This is a genomic window from Streptomyces sp. CC53 (genome assembly GCF_001865245.1).
GTDB lineage: Bacteria > Actinomycetota > Actinomycetes > Streptomycetales > Streptomycetaceae > Streptomyces.
In genome coordinates this window covers 33,154-44,289 of sequence record NZ_MKXB01000003.1, presented here as the reverse complement: position 1 = coordinate 44,289, position 11,136 = coordinate 33,154, and the positions used below count along the sequence as shown (strand labels likewise).

Annotated in this window: 6 protein-coding genes; 5 read left to right on the top strand and 1 reads right to left on the bottom strand. The window is 74.5% G+C overall.

Annotation, left to right across the window (positions count from 1 at the left end; all coding sequences use genetic code 11):
* The first annotated feature begins 296 nt into the window (after nt 1–296).
* The 5 genes from BJP40_RS00260 (at nt 297) to glgP (ending at nt 8,548) form a co-directional block, all read left to right on the top strand.
* On the top strand, nt 297–1,754 hold the full coding sequence (locus tag BJP40_RS00260; RefSeq protein ID WP_226962436.1) for a 4-hydroxyphenylacetate 3-hydroxylase family protein: 1,458 nt from the start codon (nt 297–299) through the stop codon (nt 1,752–1,754).
* Nucleotides 1,751–3,190: an MFS transporter gene (locus BJP40_RS00255; RefSeq protein WP_071277483.1), complete on the top strand. Its 1,440-nt coding sequence runs from the start codon at nt 1,751–1,753 to the stop codon at nt 3,188–3,190. The genes BJP40_RS00260 and BJP40_RS00255 overlap by 4 nt, the downstream gene beginning before the upstream one ends.
* A 104-nt stretch (nt 3,191–3,294) precedes the next feature.
* Nucleotides 3,295–4,443 carry a monodechloroaminopyrrolnitrin synthase PrnB family protein gene (locus BJP40_RS00250; RefSeq protein ID WP_071263996.1) on the top strand — a complete coding sequence of 383 codons (1,149 nt, stop codon included), beginning with the start codon at nt 3,295–3,297 and terminating at the stop codon, nt 4,441–4,443.
* A 14-nt stretch (nt 4,444–4,457) separates the two neighbouring features.
* Nucleotides 4,458–5,765 carry a flavin-dependent oxidoreductase gene (locus tag BJP40_RS00245; RefSeq protein WP_071263994.1) on the top strand — a complete coding sequence of 436 codons (1,308 nt, stop codon included), beginning with the start codon at nt 4,458–4,460 and terminating at the stop codon, nt 5,763–5,765.
* Nucleotides 5,766–5,902: 137 nt separating this feature from the next.
* On the top strand, nt 5,903–8,548 hold the full coding sequence (glgP, locus tag BJP40_RS00240) for an alpha-glucan family phosphorylase (RefSeq protein WP_071277481.1): 2,646 nt from the start codon (nt 5,903–5,905) through the stop codon (nt 8,546–8,548).
* Nucleotides 8,549–8,860: 312 nt separating this feature from the next.
* Here the strand turns inward: glgP and BJP40_RS00235 are convergent, their stop codons facing one another.
* Nucleotides 8,861–10,900, bottom strand: a complete 2,040-nt coding sequence (locus BJP40_RS00235) for a M4 family metallopeptidase (RefSeq protein ID WP_071277479.1) — start codon at nt 10,898–10,900, stop codon at nt 8,861–8,863.
* Nucleotides 10,901–11,136 lie beyond the last annotated feature (236 nt).

Below are 11,136 nucleotides of genomic sequence, written 5' to 3'. Positions count from 1 at the left end.
CCGCTTCGCCCCGGCGGTGCCCGGGCTGCACGGGCCCCGGCCGCCGTTCGCCGGTGCGTCGGAGCCGCCGCCGCGGCGTTCCCGCCACCGCCGGCGCGACCCTCCGTGCCCACCGCCGCGACATGCGGGCCGTACGCCTCCCATGCCTTCCGGCACCCTTCGGGCGCCCGTTTCGCGGTGGTTCGCGGCGGCCCGTCGCTGGCTGGTTCTTAAGTGCTGGTGGACGGTCGTTCATTGCCCGACTCGTCCGGTTACGGAGAGGCTTCGGACCGGCACAGCCGTTCCCCGGAGGAGACATGGTGACCAGGTCGGGTCAGGAGTACGTGCAGTCCCTGCGTGACGGGCGGGAGATATGGCTCGACGGCGAGCGGGTCGCGGACGTGACCCTGCACCCCGCGTTCCGCAACACCGCCGCGTCCCTGGCCCACCTGTACGACCTGGCACACGACTCCGCGCACACCCCCGTCCTCACCCGTGACGGCGTCCACACCGCGTTCCACGTCCCGCGCTCGTACGAGGACCTCGTCGCCCGCCGGCGGGCGCACAAGGTGTGGGCCGAGGCGGGGTACGGCTTCCTGGGCCGGACCCCCGACTGCATGGCCGCGGCCGCCGCCGGGTTCGCCGCCGCGCCCGGGGTGCTGGCCGCCGGAGCCTACGACGGGTCCACCGCCGCGCTCACCCTGCACCGGCGGCTCGCCGAGGGGGACCTCTACGCCGCCTTCACGCTGACGAACCCCACCGGTGCCGGGGAGGACGACGAGCGCACCCTGCGGGTCGTCGGCGAGAAGGACGGCGGCATCGTCGTCCGCGGCGCCAAGATGACCGGCACCGCCGCCGTCTTCGCGGACGAGATCGTCGTCGGGACCATCGAGCCCCTGGGCCCGGGCGACGCCGACCGGGCCGTCACCTTCTCCGTGCCCGTCGCCACCCGCGGCCTGACCCTCGTCTCCCGCACCTCGTACGAGGGCCGGGCCCGCAGCGTCTTCGACCACCCGCTCTCCTCGCGGTACGACGAGAACGACGCCCTGCTCGTCTGCGACGACGTGTTCGTGCCCTGGGACCGCGTCCTCACCTACCGGGACACCGACACCGCCTTCCGGCTCTGGTGGGACACCCCGGCCTTCCTCAACTTCGTCCACCAGGGAGCCACCCGCTTCTGGACCAAGCTGGAATTCCTCACCGGGCTGGCCGTGCTGCTGGCCAAGGCGAACGGCACCCACGACCTGCCGCCCGTCACCCAGGCCGTCGGGCGCCTCCTGGGCCGCGTCGCGCAGGCCAAGGCGTTCGTGCTGGCCGCGGAGGCGTCGTACACCCCCGTCGACGAGGGGCGCGGCGGGGTCGCGCCCGGCAGGGACATCTCCTACGCCCAGCGCATCATGGCCGGCGAGCTGTACCCGCAGGCCGTGCAGGAGGTGAAGCTGCTGGCCGGCGGAGGGCTCATCCAGCTGCCCGCCTCCGGCAGCGAGCTGCTCCACCCCGAGCTCGGGCCGCTGCTGCGCACCTACCTCGGCACGCCCGCCGCTCCCGCGGACGCCCGCGTCAAGCTCCTGAAGCTCGCCTGGGACGCCGTCGGTTCCGAGTTCGCCGGCCGGCACGAGCAGTACGAGCGCTTCTACCACGGGGCGCCCCACGTCTACCTGACGCAGCAGGCGTGGGAGGGCGGCGCCGCCGACTGCGAGCGGCTCGTACGGGACTGCCTCGACGGGTACGGGCTCACGGCGGACGGCACCGCCCCGGCCGCGGGCGCCCGGTGAGCACTGCGCCGCAGCGCGGCAGGGCCCTCGCCCTGCTCGCGTCCACGCAACTGCTGCTGATCACGGACACCGCCCTCGTCAACGTGGCGCTCCACCCGATCGGCGACGACCTGCGGGTCGGCTCCGCCGGGCTGTCCTGGGTCGCCAACGCCTACCTGATCACCTTCGGCGGACTCCTCCTGCTCGCCGGGCGGGCCGCCGACCGCTTCGGCCACCGGCGGGTGTTCACGGCCGGGCTCGCCCTCCTCGGCGCGGCCTCCGCCGCCGGCGCGCTCGCCCCGTCGGTGCCGGTCCTGGCCGCCGCGCGCGCCGCCCAGGGCGTCGGCGCCGCCCTCGCCGCGGCCTCCGCCTTCGCGCTGGTGCTGCTCCTGTTCCCGGACGGCGCGGGCCGCCACCGTGCGCTCGGCGTCCTCGCCGCGATGGGAGGGCTCGGCGGGGTCACCGGCACCGTCCTCGGCGGGGTGCTCACCGACCTGCTGGGGTGGCGCTCCACGTTCTGGCTCAACGTCGCCCTCGCCGTCCCGCTCTGCCTGCTCGCGCGGCGCCTCCTCGACGGGCGCACCAGGACGCAGCCGGCCGGCTTCGACCTCGCCGGGGCCCTGACGGCCACCTGCGGCCTCGGCCTCCTCGCCTTCGCACTGTTCGGCCGGAACCCGGCCGCCGGGGCCTGCGGCCTGCTGCTGCTCGCCCTGTTCGCCGCCGTCGAGCGCCGTGCCGCCCATCCCCTGGTCCCGCCCGCCGTCTTCCGGCGGCGCACCCTGCGGCTCGCCAACCTGCTCAGCGCCCTCGCCCAGACGGCGCTCTTCCCGATGTTCTTCCTGGTGAGCCTGTACCTGCAGAGCGTGCTCCGGTACCCGCCGCTCGCCGGCGGGCTCGCGCTGCTGCCGCTGTCCCTCGTCGTGGTCGCCACCGCTCCGCAGACCGGGCGGCTCATCGCCCGCCTCGGCCTGCGGGGCACCGCCACCGCCGGCTTCGCCCTGCTGTGCGCGGGCATGCTGTGGCTCGCTCTCTCCCTCACCGACGACGGCACCTTCGCCTCCACCGTCCTCGCGCCGAGCCTCGTCCTCGGCGTCGCCCTCCCCCTGGTCGTGGTGGCCACCAACGTGGCCGCCACCGCGGAGGCCGGCCCCGAGGAGACCGGCCTCGCCTCCGGACTGGTCAACACCAGCCAGCAGTTCGGGTCCGTGCTCGGCCTCGCCGTCCTCGTGTCCGTCGCCACCGCCCGCACCGGACCCGGAGCCACCGCACTCGACCAGACCACCGGCTTCCGTGCGGCGCTGCTCGTCGGTGCCGCCCTCGCGGCGGCGGCCGCCCTGCTGTCCGTACGGCTGCGCCCGCCCGCCCCCCTGCTCCCGACCCCGTCGGAGCAGGAGGGACACCCACCGCCGGCTGCGGCGGCGACCCCGCGCCAGGGCCGGGTGGGCGACCCGCGGTGACCGCCCGGCGGCCCGGCCGGTGGGCCACCGCCCACCGGCCGGGCCGCGCCCCACGGGCCGCCACCGCCACCCGTCATCTCACACCTGCCCGAGAGGGGCCAGCGTTGACTCTGTACGACCTTGTCGAGCCCGGACTCGTCTGCCGCAGTAACGATCCTGCGGAACCGCGCTACCGCATCGCCGAGATACGCGAGGCCGACCCGCTCGGCGCCGACGCGCTGCTCGCCGCCGTCCCCGTCATGAACCACGCCGCGGACGTGCCCGCGCTGACCGTCGCCCTGCGCGCCCTCGTCCCGGAACCGGCCCGGCTCGCCCGGTGGGGCGTCGTCGAGTGCCTCGCCGCGATGCGGGACCTGGGGCTGCTGCTCGGCTCCCTGAAGCGGCACGGCACCGAACCCGTCGCGGCCGTCCCCGAGGTGGGGCCGGTCCTGCGGGAACTGGGGCGCCGCACCGACATGGTGCCCCGCGACACCGTCCACCACTACACCACGTGGAACCCGCTCGGCGCGCGCCGCCGCAGCTACACCGCCACCGACATGGAGCGCCACCTCCAGGACGCCGTCCGCATGGTGTTCCCCAGCCTCGTCGCCGCCCTCGACAGCTGCGCCGACGTGGCCCGGCTCGAACCCTACGACCCCGGGTTCGCCCCCGCGCTGGACCGCACCGCGCAGCACGTCCAGTCCGTGGTCGACTCCATCGACTTCACCGTCGCCAACGTCACGCCCGAGTTCTTCGCCCGCGTCCTGCGGCCCTACTTCGAGGAGATCGACGTCGACGGGCGCGACTACCTCGGTCCCGCCGCCGCCCAGGTGCCGCTGTGGCTCGTCGACCTCACGCTGTGGCAGAGCGACCGCTCCGACCCCGCCTACGACGCCTTCCTCGACGAGTCCCTCCCGTACAGCCTGCCGGCCTGGCGCGCCTTCCACGCCGCCCACCGCGGCTCCGTCTCCGCCGTCGGCAAGGTGTCCGCCGCGCTCAGCTGGGAGAGCGCCCACCGGCTGCCCCCACAGCTCACCGCGTCGGCCCTCTCGCTGGCCCGTGTCCTGCGGCTCCTCAAGACCTTCCGGGCCCGCCACATCGGCATCGCCCGCAAGGCGTACCACGACGACCTCCGCCTGTACGACAACGGCAGCGGCGGCGCCCCCGTCGCCCTGCTGCGCACCGTCCTGGACCTGACCCGCGACAACGAGACGCTGGTCCGCCGGGCCCTGCCGCACGCCGACGTGTCCGCCCCGCGCACCCCGGCCGCCTGAGAGGCGGACCCGACATGACCCAGGACACCAGACTCGACCTCCTGGTCGCCGGCGGAGGCATCGCCGGGCTCACCGCCGCGCTCTCCCTGCACGCCGCGGGGTTCGCGCGCGTCACCGTCGTCGAGGCCGCCCCCGACATCCAACCGGCGGGCGCGGGCCTCAACCTCATGCCCAACGCCGTGCGGGAACTCGACGCCCTCGGCCTCCTCGGACACCTGGAGGCCGACGCCGTCCGCACCCGGGAACTGCGCTACTACCACGCGGGCGGCGCCCTCATCTCCCGCGAGGAACGCGGGCTGCGGGCCGGCTACCGGTGGCCCCAGCTGTCGGTCCACCGCGGGCACCTGCAACGGGTCCTCACCGACGCGGTCCGCGAGCGCCTCGGCCCCGAGGCGCTGGTGACCGGCGTACGCGTCACCGACGTGGAGCAGCCCGACACGCCCGGGGCCCGCCCCCGGGTGCGCCTGGAGCACCGCTGCGACGACGTCCGCGGCACCGCGGTCCTCGAACCGGACGTGCTGATCGGCGCCGACGGCATCCGCTCGGCCGTCCGCCGCGCCCTCCACCCCGACGAGGGCGAACCGCCGTGGAACGGCGTGCTCGTGTGGCGCGGCGTGTCCCGCATGGACGCCCGCCACGTCGGGTCCTTCATGTTCATCGCGGGCGACGACCGCCGCAAGGCCGTCGTCTACCCGATGACCGAACCCTCCCTCCGCCGCCCCGACGTCCTCGTCAACTGGGCGCTCGCCATGCCCGCCGACCGTGTGGACGAGCGCTTCCTCGGCGACTGGAACCGGCCCGTCCCGCTCGCCCGGCTCCTGCGCCACTACGAGGGCTGGGAGTTCGGCGGGGTCAGCGTCCCGGAGGTGCTGCGCGCGGCCGACGGCGCGTACGAATACCCCTTGGTGGACCGCGACCCCCTGCCGCGCTGGACCCACGGCCGCACCACGCTCATCGGCGACGCCGCCCACGCGATGTACCCCATCGGCTCCAACGGCGCCACCCAGTCCGTCATCGACGCCCGCGCCCTCGCCCACGCCCTGGCCGTCCACCGCGACCCGGACGACGCCCTGGCCGCGTACGAGCGGGAGCGCCGCCCCGTCACCACCGCGCTCCAGCGGGCCAACCGGCGGCTCGGGCCCGAGGTCGTCATCAACCTCGCCCACGAGCGGGCCCCCGGCGGGTTCACCGACATCGACGAGGTCGTCCCGCCCGACGAGCGCCGGGCCATCGCCGCCCGGTACGCCGAGGCGGGCGCCTTCGACCGGGAGACCGTCAACCGCGGTAGCCCGTACGGAGCACCCGTGCGCGCGCTCCCCTGAGTGCGCCCCCAGTGCCGCGCGCGCCGTGCGCCGTGGCCGCGCGCGGCGCCGTGGCACTACCTTCTGACCAGGAGGGCGGACGCATACCGTGGTGTGTCCGCCACTGTACGTACGTACCCCCTGCGAAGGTGGAGCACGTGAAGGCCATCCGTCGATTCACCGTCCGCCCCGTCCTGCCCGAACCCCTGCGACCCCTCGCCGAGCTGGCGCGGAACCTGCGCTGGTCCTGGCACGCCGAGACCCGCGACCTGTTCCAGGCCGTCGACCCCGAAGGCTGGCGCGCCGCCGGCGGTGACCCGGTGCGGCTGCTCGGCTCCGTACCGGCCGCCCGGCTCGCCGAACTCTCCCGGGACCGCCGCTTCCTGCGCCGCCTCGGCGCCGCCTCCGACGACCTCGACGACTACCTGCGGGGCCGGCGCTGGTACCAGAACCAGCAGGAGAGCGCCGAGCCCGGCGCGGAACCGCCCGCCGCCATCGCCTACTTCTCGCCCGAGTTCGGGATCACCGCGGCCCTGCCGCAGTACTCGGGCGGCCTCGGCATCCTCGCCGGCGACCACCTCAAGGCCGCCTCCGACCTCGGCGTCCCGCTCGTCGGCGTCGGCCTGCTCTACCGGCACGGCTACTTCCGCCAGTCCCTGTCCCGCGACGGCTGGCAGCAGGAGCACTACCCGCTGCTCGACCCCAACGAGCTCCCGGTCACCCTGCTGCGCCGCACCGACTCCTCGCCCGTGCGGATCTCCCTCGCCCTGCCCGGCGGCCGCTCCCTGCACGCCCACGTGTGGGTCGCCCAGGTCGGCCGCGTACCGCTGCTGCTGCTCGACTCCGACGTGGAGGAGAACGGCCCCGGCGAGCGGAACGTGACCGACCGGCTCTACGGCGGCGGCAGCGAGCACCGGCTCCTCCAGGAGATGCTCCTCGGGATAGGAGGAGTGCGGGCCGTGCGCGCCTACTGCGCGCTCACCGGCCACCCCTCGCCCGAGGTCTTCCACACCAACGAGGGCCACGCAGGCTTCCTCGGCCTGGAGCGGATCCACGAGCTCACCGAGGACGGTACCGACTTCGACGCGGCGCTGGAGGCCGTGCGGGCCGGGACGGTGTTCACCACCCACACGCCCGTCGCCGCCGGCATCGACCGCTTCGACCGCGACCTCATCGCCCGCCACTTCGGCCCCGGCGCCGAACTGCCGGGCGTCGACGCGGGCCGCATCCTCCAGCTCGGCCGCGAGACGTACCCCGGCGGCGAGCCGAACGTCTTCAACATGGCCGTCATGGGACTGCGCCTCGCGCAGCGCGCCAACGGCGTGTCCACCCTCCACGGCGGGGTGAGCCGCTCGATGTTCGCCCGCCTCTGGCCCGGCTTCGAACCGGAGGAGGTGCCCATCACCTCCATCACCAACGGCGTCCACGCCCCCACCTGGGTGGCACCCGAGGTGTTCCGCCTGGGCGCCCGCAGGATCGGCGCGCAGCGCGCCGAGGACGCCCTCAGCGTCGGCGGCTCCCAGCGGTGGGACGCCGTGTCCGAGATCGACGACGCCGCGATCTGGGAGTGCCGCCGGGCGCTGCGCGAGCAGCTCGTCCACGAGGTGCGGGCCCGGCTGCGGGCCTCGTGGCGGGAGCGCGGCGCCGGGGCCGCCGAACTCGGCTGGGTCGACCAGGTCCTCGACCCCGACGTGCTCACCATCGGCTTCGCCCGCCGCGTCCCCTCGTACAAGCGGCTCACGCTGATGCTCCGCGACCGCGACCGGCTCCGCGAACTGCTGCTGCACCCCGAGCGGCCGGTGCAGATCGTGGTCGCGGGCAAGGCCCACCCGGCCGACGACGGCGGCAAGCGGCTGGTGCGGGAGATGGTGCGGTTCGCCGACGACCCGCGCGTCCGCCACCGCATCGTCTTCCTGCCCGACTACGGCATGGCCATGGCGCAGAAGCTCTACCCGGGCTGCGACGTGTGGCTGAACAACCCCCTGCGCCCGCTGGAGGCGTGCGGCACCAGCGGGATGAAGGCCGCCCTGAACGGCTGCCTCAACCTGTCGGTCCGCGACGGCTGGTGGGACGAGTGGTACGACCCGGACTTCGGCTGGGCGATCCCCACCGCCGACGGCCAGGCGACCGACGAGGACCGCCGCGACGACCTGGAGGCGACCGCCCTCTACGAGCTGATCGAGCAGCAGGTGGCGCCGCGCTTCTACGACCGGAACGCGGCGGGTCTGCCCGGCCGCTGGATCGAGATGGTCCGCCGCACCCTCGGCACCCTCGGACCGAAGGTGCTCGCGGGGCGCATGGTGCGGGAGTACGTGGAGCGGCTCTACACCCCGGCGGCCCTCGCCCACCGCGCCCTCGACCTGGACGCGGCCCGGGAGCTGGCCGACTGGAAGTCCCGGGTGCGTGCCGCCTGGCCCGGTGTGGCCGTGGACCACGTGGAGGTCGACGAGGCCAGCGACACCGCCGAGCTGGGCGCCACGCTCGCCCTGCGGGTCCGGGTGGCCCTGGGCGACCTGACGCCTGAGGACGTGGAGGTGCAGGCCGTGGCGGGCCGGGTGGACTCCCAGGACGCGCTGACCGACGCCCGCCCCTTCCCGCTCAAGCCGGCGGGCGGCGGCTCCGGCCCGGACCAGCAGGGCCGCTGGGTGTACGAGGGCCCGCTGAGCCTGGACCGCACGGGACCGTTCGGCTACACGGTCCGGGTGCTGCCGGCCCACGGGTTGCTCGCCACGGGCGCGGACCTGGGGCTCGTCGCCCTGCCGAACGAGTCCACGGGCGAGGGCGGGGGCGTGCTGATGCGCTGACCGAGCCCCGGCCCGCCGTCCCCTCCCCTCGTACGGGACGGCGGGCCGGGCACCAGCCTGCCGTGTGCGTGCGCCGCGGACATCGGCCCGGAGACGGGGGCCCTCTCGGCCGTCCGGCGTAGCCGGACCCGTACCGCAGGAGGAGCGACGGGCCGCCGGGCCGCGGTACACGGCCGAGCGGCCGCCCGGGAAGACCCCGGGCGGCCGCTCGTGTCGTGTGCTCTCCCCTTGGCGGGAGTCCGCCCGGCGGGCTCGCCCCGCGCACCGGCCGGTCACCGGGCCGGTGTGCGGGGGCCCTGCCTGCGGCGCCCCTTACGGGAAGGTCAGCTTGAAGCTGTTGATGTAGCCGGTGTCGTAGCGTGCGGTGTCCTGCACCCGCAGCTGCCAGGTGCCGTTGGCGGTCTCGCTGGACGCGTCCACCGTGTACGTCTCCTGGACGTTGTCGGCGGAGTCGCTGCCGCTGGCGTTCTTCAGGCGGTACGCCGCGCCGTCGGGGGCGATCAGGTCGACGACCAGGTCACCGCGCCACGTGTGGATGATGTCCACGCCGACCTTCAGGTTCGAGGGCGCGGCGCCGGTGAGACCGGTGACGGCGACGGAGGTGCTGGCGGTGCCGAGGTCCGGGACGTTGACGTCGGTGCCGTTCTCGAAGACCTTGCCGGGCTCCCCGGGGCCGCCGTCGTCCGGGCGGGAGCCGACGTTGACGCCGGCCCAGGCGTGCTCGACGGCCTTCACCTCGGCGCTGCCCGCGCCGTACAGCTCGGTGGCGACGGCGACGGTCCCGGTGCGGGCGCCCGCGTAGTTGGTGGTGCTGGTGAACTTGGTGGTGAGCGCCTTGAACCAGATCAGCGAGGCCTTGTCGCGGCCGATGCCGGTGACGGGCAGGCCGTCGGAGGTCGGCGAGTCGTAGGTGACGCCGTTGATGGTCTTGGTGCCGCTGCCCTCGGAGAGCAGGTAGTACCAGTGGTTCGCCGGCCCGGACGAGTAGTGCACGTCGACGTTGCCGATGCCGGAGTACCAGTAGTCCTTGGAGCTGCCGTCCTTGCTCGGCTTGTCCATGTACCGCAGCGGGGTGCCGTTGCCGCGGATGTCGATCTTCTCGCCGACGAGGTAGTCGCCCTTGTCCTGCGCGTTGTTGGCGTAGAACTCGACGGCCGCCGCGAAGATGTCGGACGTGGCCTCGTTGAGGCCGCCGGACTCGCCGCTGTAGCGCAGGCCCGCGGTGTTGGAGGTGAGGCCGTGGGTCATCTCGTGGGCGGCCACGTCGATGGACGTCAGCGGCTTGCTGTTGTTGGCGCCGTCGCCGTACGTCATGCAGAAGCAGCTGTCCTGCCAGAACGCGTTGACGTAGTTGTTGCCGTAGTGGACCCGCGAGTAGGCGCCGACGCCGTCGCCGCGGATGCCGCTGCGGCCGTGCACGTTCTTGTAGTAGTCCCAGGTGAGCGCGGCGCCGTAGTGGGCGTCGGCGCCCGCCGTCTCCAGGTTCGACGGCAGGCCGTTGCCCCAGGTGTCGTCGGAGCCGGAGAACAGCGTCCCCGTGCCGGACGTGCCGCGGTTCAGGTTGTACGTGCGGTGGTTGCCGCGCGCGGTGTCGCTCAGCGTGTAGGAGGAGCCCGACTGGGCGGTGCCCAGCGTCACCGTGCCGCTGTACATGGTGTTGCGGGTGCCGTTGTGCACCGCCTGCCACTCGTACAGCTTGGCGCCGGTGCGGGCGTCGGTGACCACGTGCAGCTCGTTGGGCGTGCCGTCGTGCTGGAGCCCGCCGACCACCGTCTCGTACGCGAGGACGGGCTTGCCGTCCGCGAGCCAGACGACCTTGCGCGGGGCGCGCTCGGCCTTGGTGGCCTTGGAGCCCTCCGCCTTGGCGGCGGACAGGGCCTGCCGCTCGGCCGCGGCCGGGGCGAGGGACGCGCCGGTGTCGACGTTCCGCAGCTCGGCGCGGGCCGCCTTGGTGACGCTCTGCGTCGCACCCGCCTTGGTCTCGGTGACCACCAGGTCGCCGCCGAGGACCGGCAGACCCGCGTACGTCCGCTCGTAGCGGGTGTGGGTGGTGCCGTCCCGGTCCTGGACGACGTCGCGGACGACCAGCTTCTCCTGCGCGCCGAGGCCCAGTTCCCTGGCCTTCTCCGCCTTGCCCGCGTCGGCGGCGCGGATGAGGGCGGTGCGCTCGGCGGGGGAGAGGTCGGCGGGCAGGGCGCCGGGGTCGGCCTTGCCGGCGGACTGGCTCTTGGGGGCGGCGCCCCAGGAGTCGTCGGCGGTGGCGCTCCCGGTCTGGACGCCCACGGCGAGCATGGCTGCGGCGGCGACGAGAGCGCCGGTGGCGGTCGCGCGACGGGCTGGCGTGGATCTCACGCGGACTCCTTTTGCGAGGGGGGTTGCCGGGGTGCTGGGTGTGGCGCCCCGGGTGGTGCAAGAAGAGCGGCGGAGCAGTGCGCGGACTCCTGCGCGGTCCTGAGGAGTACGTGCGGAACGCAGGAAGAGTGGCACCGGCGGCGGCCAGCTGTCAGGACCGCGTCAAGAACTTGGCCGGAATTCGTCCGTTGCCTGAAATGTCATGTCCGTTAACCGGACGTCAACCAGTGGTTACC